16 protein-coding genes are annotated in these 17,189 nt (G+C 52.1%); 9 read left to right on the top strand and 7 right to left on the bottom strand.

The features are described 5' to 3' along the window. Positions 1 to 19: 19 nt before the first annotated feature. From lpdA to ampD, 6 genes are all read right to left on the bottom strand, one after another. On the bottom strand, positions 20 to 1,432 hold the full coding sequence (gene lpdA / locus ABNT34_RS17895) for a dihydrolipoyl dehydrogenase (RefSeq protein WP_348734075.1): 1,413 nt from the start codon (positions 1,430 to 1,432) through the stop codon (positions 20 to 22). 219 nt (positions 1,433 to 1,651) lie between these two features. Beyond that, complete coding sequence (gene aceF, locus ABNT34_RS17890) at positions 1,652 to 3,292, bottom strand: pyruvate dehydrogenase complex dihydrolipoyllysine-residue acetyltransferase (protein ID WP_348734073.1); 1,641 nt, start codon at positions 3,290 to 3,292, stop codon at positions 1,652 to 1,654. A gap of 11 nt (positions 3,293 to 3,303) precedes the next feature. Further along, complete coding sequence (gene aceE / locus ABNT34_RS17885; protein WP_348734071.1) at positions 3,304 to 5,970, bottom strand: pyruvate dehydrogenase (acetyl-transferring), homodimeric type; 2,667 nt, start codon at positions 5,968 to 5,970, stop codon at positions 3,304 to 3,306. Between the two features lie 65 nt (positions 5,971 to 6,035). Continuing rightward, on the bottom strand, positions 6,036 to 6,797 hold the full coding sequence (gene pdhR / locus ABNT34_RS17880) for a pyruvate dehydrogenase complex transcriptional repressor PdhR (RefSeq protein ID WP_348734069.1): 762 nt from the start codon (positions 6,795 to 6,797) through the stop codon (positions 6,036 to 6,038). Between the two features lie 319 nt (positions 6,798 to 7,116). Next, positions 7,117 to 8,022, bottom strand: coding sequence for a regulatory signaling modulator protein AmpE (ampE, locus tag ABNT34_RS17875; RefSeq protein ID WP_348734068.1), 906 nt, complete (start codon positions 8,020 to 8,022; stop codon positions 7,117 to 7,119). Then, positions 8,019 to 8,642, bottom strand: a complete 624-nt coding sequence (ampD, locus tag ABNT34_RS17870; RefSeq protein ID WP_348734066.1) for a 1,6-anhydro-N-acetylmuramyl-L-alanine amidase AmpD — start codon at positions 8,640 to 8,642, stop codon at positions 8,019 to 8,021. Before ampD ends, ampE begins: the two co-directional genes overlap by 4 nt. A gap of 54 nt (positions 8,643 to 8,696) precedes the next feature. On the opposite strand from ampD, the gene ABNT34_RS17865 reads away from it, so the two are divergent. The 9 genes from ABNT34_RS17865 (at position 8,697) to yacG (ending at position 16,708) form a co-directional block, all read left to right on the top strand. Beyond that, positions 8,697 to 9,251: a retropepsin-like aspartic protease gene (locus ABNT34_RS17865; protein ID WP_348734064.1), complete on the top strand. Its 555-nt coding sequence runs from the start codon at positions 8,697 to 8,699 to the stop codon at positions 9,249 to 9,251. Positions 9,252 to 9,258: 7 nt separating this feature from the next. Then, positions 9,259 to 10,140 (top strand): carboxylating nicotinate-nucleotide diphosphorylase, encoded by an 882-nt coding sequence (gene nadC, locus ABNT34_RS17860; protein WP_348734062.1) that lies wholly within the window; start codon positions 9,259 to 9,261, stop codon positions 10,138 to 10,140. 404 nt (positions 10,141 to 10,544) lie between these two features. Beyond that, positions 10,545 to 10,955 (top strand): prepilin-type N-terminal cleavage/methylation domain-containing protein, encoded by a 411-nt coding sequence (locus ABNT34_RS17855; RefSeq protein ID WP_348734060.1) that lies wholly within the window; start codon positions 10,545 to 10,547, stop codon positions 10,953 to 10,955. Positions 10,956 to 11,148: 193 nt separating this feature from the next. Continuing rightward, a complete protein-coding gene (gene pilB, locus ABNT34_RS17850) occupies positions 11,149 to 12,843 on the top strand; it encodes a type IV-A pilus assembly ATPase PilB (protein WP_348734058.1) in 1,695 nt (564 codons plus the stop codon). 25 nt (positions 12,844 to 12,868) lie between these two features. Continuing rightward, positions 12,869 to 14,095: a type II secretion system F family protein gene (locus tag ABNT34_RS17845; RefSeq protein ID WP_348734056.1), complete on the top strand. Its 1,227-nt coding sequence runs from the start codon at positions 12,869 to 12,871 to the stop codon at positions 14,093 to 14,095. A 5-nt stretch (positions 14,096 to 14,100) separates the two neighbouring features. Continuing rightward, a complete protein-coding gene (locus ABNT34_RS17840; protein WP_348734285.1) occupies positions 14,101 to 14,988 on the top strand; it encodes an A24 family peptidase in 888 nt (295 codons plus the stop codon). Beyond that, positions 14,989 to 15,630 (top strand): dephospho-CoA kinase, encoded by a 642-nt coding sequence (coaE, locus tag ABNT34_RS17835; protein ID WP_348734054.1) that lies wholly within the window; start codon positions 14,989 to 14,991, stop codon positions 15,628 to 15,630. A gap of 36 nt (positions 15,631 to 15,666) precedes the next feature. Then, positions 15,667 to 16,428: a cell division protein ZapD gene (gene zapD / locus ABNT34_RS17830; protein WP_348734052.1), complete on the top strand. Its 762-nt coding sequence runs from the start codon at positions 15,667 to 15,669 to the stop codon at positions 16,426 to 16,428. Between the two features lie 43 nt (positions 16,429 to 16,471). Next, entirely contained in the window at positions 16,472 to 16,708 is a 237-nt protein-coding gene (yacG, locus tag ABNT34_RS17825) for a DNA gyrase inhibitor YacG (protein ID WP_031568814.1), read from the top strand. On the opposite strand, the gene mutT is transcribed toward yacG, so the two are convergent. Next, the gene (gene mutT, locus ABNT34_RS17820) at positions 16,705 to 17,109 is read right to left on the bottom strand and encodes an 8-oxo-dGTP diphosphatase MutT (protein ID WP_348734050.1); all 405 of its coding nucleotides are present in this window, start codon (positions 17,107 to 17,109) and stop codon (positions 16,705 to 16,707) included. The two genes, yacG and mutT, sit on opposite strands and share 4 nt — an antisense overlap. Between the last annotated feature and the right edge of the window lie 80 nt (positions 17,110 to 17,189).

Raw genomic sequence — 17,189 nt, 5'->3', positions numbered from 1 at the left:
AGTTCAGTTTAATCCGAACTTATTTCTTTTTCGCTTTTGGATTTGGCAGGTCAGTGATTGAACCTTCGTAAATCTCAGCAGCGAGGCCAATTGACTCGTTCAGCGTTGGGTGGGCGTGAATAGTCAGTGCGATATCTTCGGCATCTGCGCCCATTTCCACGGCTAAACAAATTTCGCCGAGCATTTCACCGGCGTTGATACCAACAATAGCGCCACCCAGGATACGGTGTGATTCTTTGTCGAAAATCAGCTTAGTGAAGCCTTCAGTGCGGGCTGAGGCGATAGCGCGGCCAGAAGCAGCCCATGGAAAGGTCGCGGTTTCTACTGCGATGCCTTTTTCTTTGGCTTCTTTTTCGGTGATACCAACCCAGGCCATTTCCGGATCTGTGTAAGCCACAGACGGAATGCAGCGCGGGTCGAAGAAGTGTTTCATACCAGAAATCACTTCAGCAGCCACGTGGCCTTCATGCACTGCTTTGTGCGCCAGCATTGGCTGACCAATCACATCACCAATCGCGAAAATGTGTGGCACGTTAGTGCGCAGTTGTTTGTCGACGTTAATGAAACCACGTTCATCCACGTTGACGCCGGCTTTAGCAGCATCTAACAGATTGCCGTTTGGACGACGACCCACTGCAACCAGGATTTTGTCGTAACGCACTGGTGAAGCCGGGGCATTTTTGCCTTCAAAAGTCACATACAGACCGTCAGCTTTGGCTTCAACCGCTGTCACTTTGGTTGACAGCATCAGGGTGTAATTGTCTTTGTTGTATTTGGTGTAGGCTTTAACCAGATCCGCATCGGCTGCCGGTACCAGCTGGTCAGCAAATTCAACCACAGATACTTTCGAACCTAAAGCACGGTACACAGTGCCCATTTCCAGGCCGATGATACCGCCGCCTAATACCAGCATTTCGCCTGGGATGTCTTTGAGTTCCAGCGCGCCGGTTGAATCGATCACGCGTGGATCATCTTTTGGAATAAATGGCAGTGCAACTGGCTCAGAACCGGCGGCGATGATGGCGCTGTCAAAAGTGATAGTGGTATCACCAACCACTAAAGTGTTCGGGCCGGTGAATTTGCCGTAGCCGTTCACAACTTTGACTTTACGCATTTTGGCCATGCCAGACAGACCGTTGGTCAGCTGACCTACAACTTTGTCTTTCCAGGCACGGATTTTATCTAAATCGATTTGTGGGGCACCGAAAGTAACGCCGTGAGATGCCATCTCTCTGGCGTCATCGATGACTTTGGCAACGTGTAATAAGGCTTTAGACGGGATACAGCCAACGTTTAAGCAAACACCGCCGAGGGTGCTGCGGGCTTCAACCAAGGTCACTTCCAGACCTAAATCTGCTGCGCGGAATGCAGCTGAATAACCACCAGGGCCAGCGCCCAGCACTACTACCTGAGTTTTGATTTCGTTGCTCATTGTTTTACCTTGCTATTTTAGCTTGCAATTTTACTTGCTTCGGGCTCGTAGGTTGCCACGGCAGCGCCGGTGGCACAGCGTAAAAGTTGGCGGATTTTAGCACCCTGCCTGAAAGATGTCCCGTAACTTTTCAGCCACATCAACATCAGCCATCTCCACATCGGCAGCGCTGTTGCCCCGCGACAACAGCAGCGGCAGCCGAAGCTGCCGCCTGGCGTTTTACATAATAATCTGACGGATATCAGCTAAGTATGACGCCAGCGTCGCGGTGAAACGCGCCGCTAAGGCGCCATCGATCACGCGGTGATCATAAGACACCGACAGCGGCACCATCAGGCGCGGCTGGAAGGCTTTGCCATCCCATTTCGGTTTGATGTCAGATTTCGACACCCCGAGAATGGCCACTTCCGGCGCGTTCACGATAGGCGTAAAGGCGGTACCGCCGATGCCACCGAGGCTGGAAATGGTGAAACAACCACCCTGCATATCCGCCGCCGTCAGCTTGCCTTCGCGCGCTTTGACAGAAATTTCCTGCAGCTCACGCGACAGCTCGATGATGCCTTTTTTGTTGACGTCACGCACCACTGGCACCACTAAGCCATTCGGCGTATCCACTGCGATGCCTAAGTGCACGTATTTCTTCAGAATCAGGCTGGCGCCGTCTTCTGATAACGAGCTGTTAAAGGTCGGGAATTCTTCCAGCGCCTTGGCCGCGGCTTTCATGATAAACACCAGCGGCGTGTATTTCACACCGAGTTTTTTCTTCTCGGCCAGTGCGTTTTGCTCTTTGCGGAAGTCTTCCAGATCTGTGATGTCGGCTTCGTCAAACTGCGTCACATGCGGGATGCGCACCCAGTTACGGTGTAAGTTGGCACCGGACAGCTTCTGAATACGTGACAGTGGTTTTTCTTCCACAACGCCGAATTTGCTGAAATCCACTTTTGGCCATGGGATCAAATCAAAACCAACACTGTTGCCGCTGCTGGTGGCACTGCCTTTGCCGGCAGTGACCTGAGCGATAATATTTTTCACGTAATTCTGCACGTCTTCACGTTGTACGCGGCCTTTACGTGCTGTGCCTGCCACTTTAGACAGGTCGACGCCAAATTCACGCGCTAAGCGGCGTACCACCGGCGAAGCGTGAGCAAAAGCAGCGCTTTGTGTCACTTCGTTGTCGCTGACAGCAACGGCTGGAGTTGCTGGGGCTGGAGCCGCAGCAACTGGCGCAGCAGCTGGCACCGGAGCAGCAACCGGAGCTGGCGCTACCGCAACTGCAGCTGCTGGCGCTGCCGCGCCGGTCGAGAAGACAAAGACCAACGAACCGGTCTGAACCTTGTCGCCAACTTTGACTTTGACTTCCGTCACAGTCCCGGCAAATGGCGCCGGCACTTCCATCGCGGCTTTGTCGCCTTCGACCGATAACAGCGATTGTTCGGCTTTGACCACGTCACCGACTTTCACCAGCACTTCAGTGACTTCAACCGCATCGCCGCCGATATCAGGCACTTTGACGTCTTTGCTTTCTGTAAGCGCTGGGGCGGTGGTAGCAGCTGCTGCAACTGGCGCAGCGGCTAGAGTGGCAGCAACAGGTGCCGGTGCAGCAGCCGGAGCCACAGCAGCGGCCGCGTTAGCACCGGCAAAGACCATAATCAGCGAGCCGGTTTTGACTTTATCACCGGCTTTCACCCGAATTTCCTGCACGATACCGGCCTGAGCGGCTGGTACTTCCATCGAGGCTTTGTCGCCTTCGACCGACAGCAGCGACTGGTCCACACTGACTGTGTCGCCGACTTTCACCAGAATTTCGGTGACTTCCACTTCATCCGCGCCGATATCCGGCACAAAAATTTCGATTGTCATTGCCATTCCTCTTATGCGAACAGTGGGTTCGGCTTATTGGTGTCGATGCCAAAACGCACGATGGCATCGGCGACCAGTTGTTTGTCGATAGTGCCTTGCTTGGCGAGCTCACGCAGCGCCGCCAGCACCACGTAACCGGCATTCACTTCGAAGTGACGGCGCAGGTTTTCTCGGCTGTCAGAGCGGCCGAAACCGTCGGTGCCCAGCACTTTGTACGACACGGCCGGCACAAAAGCGCGGACCTGGTCGACATAGTTTTTGATGTAGTCGGTTGCCGCAATCGCCGGCTCTTTGCCCAGCACTTGTGCAATGTAAGGCACTTTTTCCGCTTCGCTTGGGTGCAGCATGTTGTGACGTTCACAATCCTGACCATCGCGTGCCAGTTCGTTGAAAGACGTCACTGAATAGACATCAGAAGCAATGCCGTATTCTTCAGACAGAATTTCCGCCGCGCGGCGCACTTCGTTCAGGATGGTGCCTGAGCCTAATAACTGCACTTTACCTTTGTTACCAGTCAGCGTTTCCAGCTTGTAAATACCACGACGGATGCCTTCTTCGGCGCCTTGTGGCATGGCCGGGTGATGATAGTTTTCGTTCATCACTGTGATGTAGTAATAGATATTTTCCTGCGCCGGGCCATACATGCGGCGGATACCGTCCTGCATGATCACGGCCAGTTCATAGGCGTAAGTCGGGTCATAAGAGATACAGTTTGGTACTGTACCGGCCAGAATATGGCTGTGACCGTCTTCATGCTGTAAGCCTTCACCGTTTAATGTGGTGCGGCCGGCCGTGGCGCCTAACAGGAAACCACGGGCTTGTTGGTCACCCGCCAGCCACGCCATATCGCCGACGCGCTGGAAGCCGAACATCGAGTAATAAATGTAGAACGGGATCATCGGCAGGTCATTGGTGCTGTACGACGTTGCCGCCGCCACCCAGGATGCCATCGCGCCCAGTTCATTGATGCCTTCCTGCAATACCTGGCCTGAAGTTTCTTCTTTATAGTAAGAAACAATAGCGCGGTCTTCCGGCGTGTAAGTCTGGCCGTGCGGGTTATAAATACCGATTTGACGGAACAGACCTTCCATACCAAAAGTACGGGCTTCATCAGCAATGATCGGCACAATTTGCTGACCGATATTCGGGTCTTTTAACAGAATGTTCAGACCACGCACGAATGCCATAGTGGTAGAGATTTCACGTTTTTGCTCTTCCAGCAGGCCTTCAAACACTGGCAATTCCGGCAGCGTCAGTGGCTTGGTGAAATTCGGCAAACGCACCGGTGTGTAACCGTTTAACGCATTGCGGCGGGCATGCAGGTACTGGTGCTCTGGCGAGCCTTCCGGCAACGTCAGGTATGGCAGGCTATGCACGTCTTCTTCTGACAGATATTCTTCCAGATTCAGACGCTTGCGGATCTGCAGCACATGCGTCATATCCATTTTCTTCACCTGGTGGGCGATGTTTTTGCCTTCAGCGGCTTCACCCATGCCATAACCTTTGATGGTTTTGGCCAGGATCACCGTCGGACGGCCTTTGGTCTCTTGCGCCGCTTTAAAGGCTGCATAGAGTTTCGACGGCTCATGACCACCGCGTTTTAACGCGAAGATCTCTTCGTCAGTCATGTCGGCAACTAGTGCTGCAGTTTCCGGGTAACGGCCGAAGAAATGCTGACGCACATAAGCGCCGTCTTTGGCTTTATAAGTCTGATAATCACCGTCGATGGTTTCGTTCATCAGTTGCAGCAGTTTGCCGGTGGTGTCTTTGGCCAACAGCTTGTCCCAGCCGCTGCCCCATACCACTTTGATCACGTTCCAGCCGGCGCCACGGAATAAACCTTCCAGTTCCTGGATGATTTTGCCGTTGCCCATCACCGGGCCGTCGAGACGCTGCAGGTTACAGTTGACCAGGAAACACAGGTTATCCAGTTTTTCCCGCGCGGCGAATGACAGCGAACCGCGGCTTTCCGGCTCGTCCATCTCACCGTCACCGAGGAAGGCGTACACGCGCTGTGCACTGGTGTCTTTCATGCCACGGCCGTGTAAATACTTCAGGAAACGCGCCTGATAAATCGAGGTGATTGGGCCTAAGCCCATCGACACAGTCGGGAACTGCCAGAATTCCGGCATCAGTTTCGGGTGCGGGTAAGACGATAAACCTTCACCACCGACTTCCTGACGGAAGTTGTCCAACTGGTCAGCCGTTAAGCGGCCTTCAACAAAGGCACGGGCGTAAATACCCGGTGAAATATGGCCTTGGTAATAAACTAAATCGCCGCCGTCTTTTTCATTTGGCGCCCGGAAGAAATGGTTAAAACAGGTTTCGTAGAATGCGGCAGCAGACTGGTAAGACGCCATGTGGCCGCCCAGTTCCAGCTCTTTTTTCGAGGCGCGCAGCACGATCATGATGGCGTTCCAGCGAATGACTGAGCGGATCTTCTTCTCCAGATTCACATCACCCGGGTAAGCCGGTTCCTGTTGCGGCGGAATAGTGTTGATATAGTTGGTGGTGATGCCGGTTGGCATGTCCACACCTTCCAGCCGCGCCTGTTCCAGCACCTGCTCGAGCAGGAATTGCGCCCGCTCGACACCTTCGGTGCGTACTACGGATTCCAGCGCTTCCAACCACTCCTGGGTTTCGAGCACGTCGACGTCAAGCTTATTGACTTCAGACATATCAATTTTCCTTTCAAACCGTCCTGCCGCGCAGGACCTTGCTGTTATTGTTCTGCTGTGCTGTTTCAGTTCTGTTGCGAACGACGCAGCGAGCGTTCAAGTCGTGAGCGTTCCCGGTCGGCTTCCAGCAAAGCCTCTTCAATAAAGGCCAGATGGCTGTTGCTGGCTTGCCGGGCTTGTTCCGGCTCACCATTGATCACCGCTTCCATTAACCGTTGCCGATGTGAATTCAGCTGGCCCACAATGCCGTCCTTCTGCTGCAGAATTTCCAGGTTCAACCGGATATTCTGCTCAACCAGCGGCGTTAAGCCGCGCACCAGATGCAAAAGCACCACATTGTGTGATGCTTCTGCCACTGCTGAATAAAAACTTCCAACCGCCGCAGCTTCGGCATTGATGTCGTGTTGCTGCTGCGCCAGACAAATGTCGTCGTAGCGTTGTTTAATCTGCCCGTAATCGTTCGCCGTGCCACGCAGCGCAGCGTAATAGGCGCAAATGCCTTCTAAGGCGTGACGAAATTCCAGTAAATCAAATTGGGATTCAGGGTGGCGGCCAATCAGTTCAAATAACGGATCTGTGAGGCCACCGACTAAAGTGTCGCAGACAAAAGTGCCACCGCCTTGTTTGCGGCTGACCAGCCCTTTGGCTTCGAGCTTTTGCAGCGCTTCGCGCACCGAAGGGCGCGACACTTCAAATTGTTCGGCCAGTTCGCGTTCGGTCGGTAATTTCTGGCCAGGCGCAAAGCTGCCCTCGAGCAACATTTGCTCCAGCTGTCCGACAATTTGATCCGACAATTTTGCCGGTTTGATTTTCAGTGCGTTTTTCATGGCTTCAACAGCGTAGCAAAGCGTCGCTGTTTGTCATTCCTGTCCAAGACTGCTGTTATTGTCGATATTGAAACATCAACATCGTGTAAATTGGTAAGACCATTTTACTTTGTTGCGCATCAAATTAGCAGAAAAGGCCTGCACTGTAAATCAGGGCAAGCGGCAGTGGTTGGTTTTTGCGCAGAATAGTTAGAGTTAAAACTCTAAAAATAGCAAGGGTAAAGGAAAAAATGGAATTGGTCAGACCATTAACCATATCGGGGTCAGGTCTTGCTCCTTGCATCAAAGACACAAGGCGCAAGAGCTGACCCCAAATGTGTTAACTCAACCAGCCACTTAACGTTAAGACGGCAATTAATGCCAGAAAAAACAGCACGTTGCGTTTGGCGAGCGCCACAGCACTGACAGCAGCATCCGGTGTATTCAGCAGTTCTTCCGGTACAGGCTCGGCGGCCTGGCTTAATTCGGCCAGTAAATCCGGCGCATGCATCTGAAAAGAGCCGGCATGTTGCAATAACACGGCAGAAGTACGGCTGAAATCTCCCACCAGCGCGAGACCCAAACCAAACAAACGTACCGGCAGCCAGTCGGCCCAGTGCAGCAGATCATCGGCAAAACGCCGCCACTGTTCGTCAGCGACTGTAGCAGTCGACGCAAACTCAGTGATCGGACTATCTTCAGCGGCGGGCTCGGCAGTTTCATCTACGCTGTTCTGCGCGGCGACACCAGGCTCTGACAGCTGGCGTAAACAGGCATAAGCCACAGCACCAAAAGCCCCGAGCAGTGCATACCAGAACAACACTGCGGCGTAATAGCGGAAGTTCAGCCAAATCAACTGCTGGCCATAACTGAGTTCCGGCGCGCCTTGTGCAGTGCGGATTTGTTGCATCGCCAAAAAAGCAGCTTCCTGATCATCGCGCTGCGCCGCATTTAAAAATTGTTTGTAAGTTTGCCGGAAAGACCAGCTACCGATGCACAGCAGCAGCACCAGCGTATTCAGCACCAGCTGCAGCAACCAGAATTGCACACTATATATAAGCAAAGTCACCAGTAAGGCCGGCAATAACCACCAGAGCAACATCAGATAAGGCTGCGGCAATCCCGGCAACGTCACCCGCTGGCCGCGCTGTAAATAAGGCCGCAAGTAAGTGACCAGTTGCCAGGCACTGCCGCGCACAGCCAGGCGTTCGACAATTAAGGCTATCAACATGGTTAACAAGGTCATGCGGGCTCTCCTGCTGCGGGTGAAGGTGGCTCACAGCTTGCCTGTTGCTGTGCCAGTAATTGTTGAAAATAAGTCCAGTTAAATGCCGGCCCCGGGTCAGTTTTGCGGCCGGGGGCAATATCACTGTGACCGAGGATCCGCTCTGGTGCAAGTGTCGGATATTGCCTGAGTAACCAGTGACAGAGCCGGCTCAGCGCCTGATATTGCGCGTCGGTAAAAGGCACATCGTCTGCGCCTTCAAGCTCAATGCCAATGGAAAAATCATTACATTTATCCCGGCCGTTAAACAAACTGAGGCCAGCGTGCCAGGCGCGTTTGTCAAAAGGTACATATTGCCAGATGCGGCCGTCGCGATAGATCACACAATGCGCTGATACCCGCACACCGGCTAAGCGGCTGAAATAAGGATGTGCAGTGCAATCCAGCCGGCCGCCAAAGAAGTCGTCAATATAAGGCGTATTAAAGGTGGCTGGTGGCAAACTGATGTTGTGGATCACCAGCAGGCTGATATCTGTCGGGTCTGGCCTGTCATCATAATGTGTGCAGGGCCGTCTGGTGATCTCAGGCGATGGCAATGGCGCAGAGCAGTCTGCCGCTTTGGTAGGAGCCGTACTTGGCAAAGCCAATCCTCACTGGTTATGCTGTGGCATTATTCTCTGCGTCATGGCTGTCGAATGCAAGCTCCGGATCCCTCCTCATCTGCCCCGCCACCGGCATCACCGGACAGCGCCGCCCGTTTCGGCCGTGGTTTTGCCTGGATTGCCTGGTTACTGGTGCTGGGGCTGATTTATCTGTTTTTCGACGGAGTACTGACACAGCAGCGCAATCCCAACCAGCAACTGCGCCAGGAACAAGGCGCGGCCGGCGAGCGTGTCGTGGTGCTGGATGCCAACCGCCAGGGGCACTATGTCGGCACCCTGCAGCTTAATGGGCAACCAGTGGAGTTTTTACTGGATACCGGCGCCACCGCAGTCGCAGTGTCTGAAGCGGTCGCCGAGCGCACCGGCATGCCAAGAGGCGCGCCTTACCAAAGCTCCACCGCCAATGGCGTAATCACAGTGCATCGCAGCCGGATTGCCGAGCTGCGCCTGGGCACTATCGTGCTTTATGATTTGGAAGCCAGCATAGTACCGAATCTGGCTGGCGCGGAGATTTTGCTAGGAATGAGCGCGCTAAACCATTTAGAATTCAGCAAACAGCAGCAACAACTGCGTCTTCTGCAACGATAAGAATGTTATGTCACATATTGATACTGAACTGAGCCATCAGGAACGCCTGATGCAGGAAATCCGCCGCGGCGTCAGCCACGCGCTGGCCGAGGATTTAGGCTATTTACCTATTCAACAGGGCGATATTACCGCCTCGCTGATCCCCGCCTCCCAGCAGGCAACGGCCACAGTGATCACCCGTGAAGACTGCGTGATCTGCGGCACACAGTGGGTCGACGAAGTTTTTGCCCAGTTGTCTGATGAAACCGTCATCCAGTGGTTTGTGCAGGATGGCGAAAAAGTCACCGCCAATACTGTACTTTGTGAAATCAGCGGCCCGGCGCGAATTTTATTAACCGGCGAGCGCACTGCGCTGAATTTCCTGCAGACCTTAAGCGGCACGGCCACCACTACGGCCAAATATGTTGCGCTGCTGAACGGTAGTAAAACCCGTCTTTTAGACACCCGTAAAACCTTACCCGGCATGCGGCTGGCGCAAAAATATGCCGTCAGCTGCGGTGGTGGCAAAAATCACCGCATTGGTTTGTACGATGCTTTTTTAATTAAAGAGAATCATATCGCTGCCGCAGGCTCTATCGCCAATGCGGTCAGCACCGCCCGCCATAACTTTCCGGGTAAAACGGTGGAAGTGGAAGTGGAAGATCTGACCGAGCTGGAACAGGCGCTGGCCGCCGGTGCCGACATCATCATGCTGGATAACTTCCATATCGCTGACATTATGCAGGCCGTTGCCATCAACCAGAGTAAAGCCAAGCTGGAAGTGTCGGGCAACGTCACCGCGGAGTCACTGAAATCCTTAGCGAGCACCAATGTCGACTATATTTCCAGCGGCGCTTTGACCAAAAATGTCCAATCTATTGATTTATCAATGCGGCTGCGGGTGCGCTAAATATACCTGCAACACCGAGGTGCGGCGTTACCATGAAAAAGTCAGCTGATGCTGGCTTTTTTCATTTTAGAGAACAAGTAAAACAAAAACTGTCAAGTACCATTCAGTGCTGATTCTTGCACCCATAAAATCACCACTCTATTAACAAAATATTTTTTACCTTACTATTCAATGATATATTTTTTAAGGCCTGATTTTTGCTATATATCCAAATATCAGACCAATCCGTGGAAAAATCCGTTTTCATTTTGGGTTCCAGTGTAATTTTTATTATATAAATCAGAATATTACTCATTTAAAAAATAAATAATTACAAAATCGAATTTTTTTCTTGCGTATCGGGTAAATTTGTCCAGAATAGAAAACAGCCCCCCGGGTTAACTACACACAAACGGAGATGTACTATGAAACGTAATCAAGGTTTCACCTTAATCGAATTAATGATCGTTGTTGCAATTATCGGTATCCTGGCAGCGGTCGCCCTGCCGGCGTATCAAACTTACACAGCCAAATCGAAATACTCTGAAATCGTGAATTCAACCGCAGCTCTTAAAACCGCTGTTGAATTATGTGCTCTAGACAAAGCTGGTGTGGCTGGTTGTACAGATGGTGTTACGGGTCCTGGTTACCAAATTGCTGCTTTAACAGCCTACGGGAATGTACAAAGCGTGACTACAACGAACGGTGTTATTACCGCAACTGCAAAAGTAGCTAACGGTCTGAATGGGGAAACGTACATTCTGACTCCTACTTTTGCTGCTGGCCAGACTACCTGGGCCAAGAGCGGTACATGTGGAGCAGCAGGTTTCTGCTAAGCTACCTCTATTGGAAAAGCCGCTTCAAGCGGCTTTTTTACTTTTTATCAGGCAGATTTTTTCTGAATTCCGTCCGCAAGTTGTGCTTTTATTCCGCTATCCGCCGAATCACCGCAATTAAACTTGAATCAGCTAATTTTGTTGGCATAATCAGAGATATACTGATTTTTTGCTGTTTTGCAGGACCGCTTTTATGGCACTGAACCCACAATCCATACTGCTGCGTCGACTGAGCCAGGCAGGTTTAGTGGAGACCGGGTTGGCCCAACGCTTAATCCAGGAAAAATCCCATCAATATCAAAGCGTTGCTGAACTTCTTATCAGCGAAAAACTCATCAGTGCCAAAGCCTTAGCCGAAAGTGTTGCCGCTTTTACCATGCACAGTCTGATTGATCTGGATTTTTATGATCTGGATTATGTGCCTGAGCAGGAACGTAACGAAAAACTCATCCGCAAACATTTAGTGCTGCCACTGGGCAAACGCGGCCGCACTTTATTCCTCGGCGTAGTCGACCCGACCGATATGCAGCCAGTGGAAGACTTTGAATTCAGTACCGGCCTGCATGCTGAACTGATCGTCGTCGAATACGACAAACTGCTGAAGCTGATTGACCGGGTATTTGACAGTAAAAATGCTGACAGCTTCACCGGCTCAGACTGGGATTTGTCGTCATTGGGGGTTGGTGACAGCGACGACCTCGACGAAAAACCCGGCAGTGAAGCTGAAGATCAGCCAATCATCACTTTTATCAACAAAATGCTGCATGACGCCGTGCGCAAAGGCGCGTCGGATTTGCATTTTGAACCCTATGAAAAAAGTTACCGCATCCGTTTTCGCATCGACGGTATTTTGCATGAAGTCGCCTCGCCGCCTGTAGCGCTCGCCGGCCGGTTATCGGCCCGTTTAAAAGTCATGTCAAAACTCGACATCGCCGAAAAACGTGTGCCGCAGGATGGCCGGATTAAGCTGAAACTATCGCAGAAAAAATCGATCGATTTTCGCGTCAGCAGTCTGCCCACGCTGTGGGGCGAAAAAATTGTTATGCGGATCCTCGATTCCGACAGCGCGATGCTGGGTATCGACATTCTCGGTTATGAAGAAACGCAGAAAAAACTTTACTTAAGTGCGCTGGAACAACCACAAGGCATGATTCTGGTGACAGGCCCGACCGGTAGCGGTAAAACAGTGTCGCTTTATACCGGTCTGAATATTCTGAATACGGAAGAGACCAATATTTCCACCGCCGAAGACCCGGTTGAAATCAACTTGCCCGGCATCAACCAGGTGCAAATGAATACCAAAGCTGGCCTCACCTTCCCCATCGCGTTAAAAGCGTTTTTACGCCAAGACCCGGATGTCATCATGGTTGGTGAGATCCGGGACCTCGAAACAGCCGAGATTGCGATTAAAGCAGCGCAGACCGGCCACTTGGTACTCAGCACACTGCACACCAACTCGGCACCGGAGACTTTGACCCGTTTGCTCAACATGGGCGTGCCGGCTTATAACGTGGCCAGTTCTGTATCACTGATCATCGCGCAGCGGCTGGCACGGCGTTTATGCAACCACTGTAAGGCGCCTGAGCATTTGCCTGAGCAGGAATTGCTGAAACAGGGCTTTAGCGCTGAACAATTACCGACGATGAAATTGTTTAAACCAATTGGCTGTGAATATTGCACCGGTGGTTACAAAGGCCGGGTCGGTATTTACGAAGTCATGCCAATTTCCGGTGTGATCGCAGAAAAGATTATGGCGGGTGCCAATTCACTGGAAATCGCCCAACAGGCGCAGCGTGAAGGCGTCAATAACCTGCGGCAATCAGGCTTGCTGAAAGCGGCGGCTGGCCTCACCAGCCTGGCCGAAATCAACCGGGTGACCAACGTCTGACCAGACGTAGCAGGAAGGAAACTTTATGGCGGCGGCTCCAAAAATCAAAGAGTTAGATGTCTACGACTGGAAAGGTATCAACAGACGCGGCAAAAAGACTCAAGGTGAAATCAAAGCCAGCTCCGTGATGGAAGCCAAGGCCTTGTTACGTCAGCAAGGCATCACGCCATCGCTGGTGCGCAAACAAGCCAAGCCGTTGTTTGGCGGCGATCCGAAAATTGTGCCGGTCGATATCGCTATCGTCACCCGGCAGATTGCCACTATGCTGGCAGCTGGTGTACCGCTGGTGCAGTCGATTGATCTGATTGCCTCCGGCTCGGAAAAAAAGAACCTGCGCGTGCTGATGCAAAAAATTTCGTTAAAAGTTCAGGGCGGTCTGCCCTTGTCTGAGGTGCTGCGCGAACAACCTAAGTATTTCGACGACCTGTACTGCGACCTGGTCAAGTCCGGTGAACAATCCGGTGCGCTGGACCGCATTTTCGACCGCATCGCGATTTATAAAGAAAAAGCCGAAGCGCTGAAATCAAAAATCAAAAAAGCCATGTTTTATCCGGTGGCGGTCATTATCGTCGCACTCATTGTGACCTCAATTTTGCTGATTTTTGTCGTACCGCAATTTGCCGAAATCTTTGCCGGTTTTGGCGCTGAATTGCCGGCTTTTACCTTGTTTGTGGTGAAGTTGTCGGAGCTGATGCAGGCCTATTGGTGGGTGGTGCTCGGCGCTATTGTCATTGCTTTTAAAGTCATAGGCCAAATGTACAAAACCAGCCTGAATTTTCGCACCGCTGCTGATGCGATGATCCTCAAAGCACCAGTGGTGGGCGACATTCTGAATAAAGCCGCAGTGGCCCGTTATGCCCGCACCTTATCGACCACTTTTGCTGCCGGTGTGCCGCTGATTGAAGCGCTGGAATCCGCCGCTGGTGCTGCTGGCAATGAAATCTACAAAAACGCCATTATGGAAGTGCGGGCTGACGTTTCAGCCGGTGGCCAGATGTTTAGCTCAATGAAAACCACCAACCGCTTCCCGGAAATGGTCATTCAGATGGTGTCGATTGGCGAAGAATCCGGCTCGCTGGATGACATGCTGGCGCGGGTTGCCAATATTTACGAGCAGGAAGTCGACGATGCGGTTGACGGTCTGACGGCGCTGCTGGAGCCGCTGATTATGGCAGTGCTGGGTGTATTGATCGGCGGTCTGATCATTGCGATGTATTTACCAATTTTCCAAATGGGTGCGGTGATCAAATAATGTCTATGCCGGAACAACTCTCACTTATCGTCAGTTTTTTACAGCAAAATCCGATCTGGCTGATTAGCACTGTCGTGTTGTTCAGCTTGTGTGTCGGTAGTTTTTTAAATGTGGTGATCTACCGCTTGCCGGTGATGATGGAAAAAAGCTGGCAGCAGGAATATCGCGAATATTTTCAGCCGGACGAGCCGGCGCTACCTGCTGAGACTTTTAATCTGGCCACACCGCGCTCCCGTTGCCAAAATTGCCAAACTCAACTGAGCGCGTTGGATAATATTCCGCTGCTGAGCTGGCTGAGTCTTGGCGGTAAATGCCGTTATTGTAAAGCGCCAATCAGCCCACGTTATCCTGCGGTAGAACTGCTGACGGCGGTGCTGTCAGGCCTGGTGATCTGGCAAACCGGCGCGACGGCTTACGGCATGTTGCTGCTGGTGTTGACCTGGTGTCTGGTCGCGCTGACTTTTATCGATATCGACAAAATGCTGCTGCCGGATCAGATTACTTTACCGTTGCTTTGGTTGGTGCTCGCGGCCTCAGCCGCCGGAATTGGCATCGCACCGCAGCAAGCCATTATTGGTGCTGCCTGTGGTTATCTGTCGTTATGGTCGGTGTATTGGGGCTTTAAATTGCTGACCGGCAAAGAAGGCATGGGCTACGGTGATTTTAAATTAATGGCGATTTTTGGAGCGCTGCTCGGCTGGCAACAGTTGCCGCTGATTATTCTGCTGTCATCCGTGGTCGGCGCCGTGATTGGCAGTGTGATGCTCGCGGTACAAAAAAAGGGCCAAAATACGGCTATTCCATTTGGACCTTATATCGCCGCGGCCGGCTGGATTGCAATGTTATGGGGTAGTCAAATCAGCGACGCCTATTTACGCAGTATCGGGCTTTAAATGCACGCAAAGCAGACCGGCAGCCATTTTCGCGTTGGCCTCACTGGTGGTATAGGCAGTGGTAAATCGACAGTGGCAGCGGCTTTTGCCGCGCTTGGTATCACAGTAGTTGATGCCGACATTGTCGCCAGAGCTGTGGTCGCGCCAGGCTCTGATGCGCTGGCGCAAATCAGCGCGTTTTTTGGCCCGCAGGTGCTGAGCGCTGACGGCCAGCTGGACAGAGCCCGATTAAGAGAAATTGTCTTTGCGGATACCGATGCTAAAAGCTGGCTGAATCAGCTGCTGCATCCACGGATCCGCCAGCACATGCTGGCACAACTGGACAGTGCCATCTCGCCCTACAGCGTTCTGGTTGCGCCACTGCTGTTGGAAAATCAGTTAAATCTGCTGGTTGATATCGTATTAGTGGTCGACGTGTCGCCGGAAACGCAGTTAAGCCGCACTATGCAGCGCGACCAGAACAGCGCCGAACTGGTACAGTCTATTATGGCCGCGCAGTGCAGCCGGGCCGAACGTCTGGCTGCGGCACATTATGTGATAGACAACGAAGCGCCGCCGGCAATGCTGGCTGGCGAAGTGGCGAAACTGCACCGGATCTTTCTGCAGTTAGCTGAAGAAAAACTAGCCAAATCGTTGACTTAGGTTTATTTTAAACTGATTGTCTGCCTAAAACGGAGTATGGAACTTTTGACTGACAGCTGCCTGGTCTACGAACATCCGCTGAACGAAAAAGTCCGTACTTATCTGCGCGTCGAATACTTATTTCAACAAGTCCATCATCAGCTGGCTTTGGCCAACGAATCGCAGCAGCTGGGCTTTTTCACGTCGTTGTTTGCCTTAATTGAAGTGTTGGACCGCAATGACATCCGACCGGACCTGATTAAAGACGTCGAGCGCTGTGAAGGCGCGTTAGTTAATTGGTCGCGCCATCCGCATATTTCCGATGACCTGCTCAGCAGCATGCTGCAAAAATCTGTGCGGTTGCAAAGCGAACTGCTGCGTGGTGCTAAGTTTGCCAACGTACTGAAAGACGATAAATTTCTAGGACCGTTGCGACAGCGGTTTTTTATCCCGGGTGGCACTTGTTATTTTGACCTGCCGCAATTGCAGTACTGGTATACGCTGGAACTGTCAGCGCGACAAAAACAAGCACAAGACTGGATAACACAGCTGACGCTGGTGGAGCAGGCGATTAGTTTTGTGCTGACGTTTATCCGCGAACGTGGCCAATTCCAGCATGTCACCGCCGAAAATGGTTTTTTCCAGAGCAACACCGAACAGTTTGAGTTACTGCGCTTGCGTTATCCGTTAAGTTACGGCTGTTACCCGACTATTAGCGGCAATAAATATCGTTATGCCATTCGTTTTATGCAGCTGTGTGATACCCAGGGCCGCGCGACCACGGATCAGCATATTGGCTTTGAGCTGGCCTGCTGTTAAGCCGTATAATACTGCCTGTTTTGAGCTCTGCTGAGTAATTCTGATGTCGCCAACTATTGTTAAATGCCCCACCTGCCAGACCGATGTGATTTGGCAGCCTGAATCCCGTTTCCGGCCTTTTTGCAGCGACCGCTGCCGCCTGATTGATTTAGGGGAATGGGCCAGTGAATCCCGCCGCATTGCCGATAAAAGCCCGATTGAAGCCGGCATTGGCGATGCAGATTTACTGGCACTGGAAGATGAACTGATGCAGCAGGACAACCAGTTTTTTAAAGACTAGTTGCCCGCTGACTGAAACAAGGTCGCGACTGCGCTCAGGATTGGCGCATTCGCATCCGGAAACTGATAGCCCGCCAGTTCGCTGTGATGCACCCAGGCCACTTGCTGGCCTTCGCGCCCCTCACCCTCGCCCTGTGGATTGACCACATGCCAGACATCCAGTAATACCCGTTTTTCCGGGTAATCATATTCCAGCTGCATCAGCGGTACTGCCTCAGTCACAGTTAAGCCCACTTCTTCCCATAATTCCCGCTGCAAGGCTTCAGACACGGTTTCACCTTGTTCGACTTTGCCGCCAGGAAATTCCCAACGACCGCCCTGATGCAGCTGATCTGGTCTTTTGCTGATAAAGACCTGTTCGCCCCTGGTGATCACGCCGACGGCAACATGAATTGATTTCACTTTGTTTTTTCCCTGTTGGTTATGCCTGAAAATGCAAAAAGCAGAGCGAGCTCTGCTTTTTAGCTGTTCCTCGGTCGCTG

It is taken from the genome of Rheinheimera texasensis (assembly GCF_964031785.1).
Lineage (GTDB): Bacteria > Pseudomonadota > Gammaproteobacteria > Enterobacterales > Alteromonadaceae > Pararheinheimera > Pararheinheimera texasensis_A.
The sequence above is the reverse complement of the archived record's forward strand: the minus strand, read 5'-3'. Positions and strand labels throughout refer to the sequence as shown.

Bases quoted from the DNA above. Each gene is read 5' to 3' on its own strand.
- aceE (WP_348734071.1), bottom strand. From the start codon at position 5,970: ATGTCTGAAGTCAATAAGCTTGACGTCGACGTGCTCGAAACCCAGGAG.
- pilB (WP_348734058.1), top strand. From the start codon at position 11,149: ATGGCACTGAACCCACAATCCATACTGCTGCGTCGACTGAGCCAGGCA.
- aceF (WP_348734073.1), bottom strand. From the start codon at position 3,292: ATGACAATCGAAATTTTTGTGCCGGATATCGGCGCGGATGAAGTGGAA.
- ABNT34_RS17845 (WP_348734056.1), top strand. From the start codon at position 12,869: ATGGCGGCGGCTCCAAAAATCAAAGAGTTAGATGTCTACGACTGGAAA.
- ABNT34_RS17865 (WP_348734064.1), top strand. From the start codon at position 8,697: ATGCAAGCTCCGGATCCCTCCTCATCTGCCCCGCCACCGGCATCACCG.
- ABNT34_RS17840 (WP_348734285.1), top strand. From the start codon at position 14,101: ATGCCGGAACAACTCTCACTTATCGTCAGTTTTTTACAGCAAAATCCG.
- coaE (WP_348734054.1), top strand. From the start codon at position 14,989: ATGCACGCAAAGCAGACCGGCAGCCATTTTCGCGTTGGCCTCACTGGT.
- pdhR (WP_348734069.1), bottom strand. From the start codon at position 6,797: ATGAAAAACGCACTGAAAATCAAACCGGCAAAATTGTCGGATCAAATT.
- lpdA (WP_348734075.1), bottom strand. From the start codon at position 1,432: ATGAGCAACGAAATCAAAACTCAGGTAGTAGTGCTGGGCGCTGGCCCT.
- ampE (WP_348734068.1), bottom strand. From the start codon at position 8,022: ATGACCTTGTTAACCATGTTGATAGCCTTAATTGTCGAACGCCTGGCT.
- nadC (WP_348734062.1), top strand. From the start codon at position 9,259: ATGTCACATATTGATACTGAACTGAGCCATCAGGAACGCCTGATGCAG.
- zapD (WP_348734052.1), top strand. From the start codon at position 15,667: ATGGAACTTTTGACTGACAGCTGCCTGGTCTACGAACATCCGCTGAAC.
- ABNT34_RS17855 (WP_348734060.1), top strand. From the start codon at position 10,545: ATGAAACGTAATCAAGGTTTCACCTTAATCGAATTAATGATCGTTGTT.
- yacG (WP_031568814.1), top strand. From the start codon at position 16,472: ATGTCGCCAACTATTGTTAAATGCCCCACCTGCCAGACCGATGTGATT.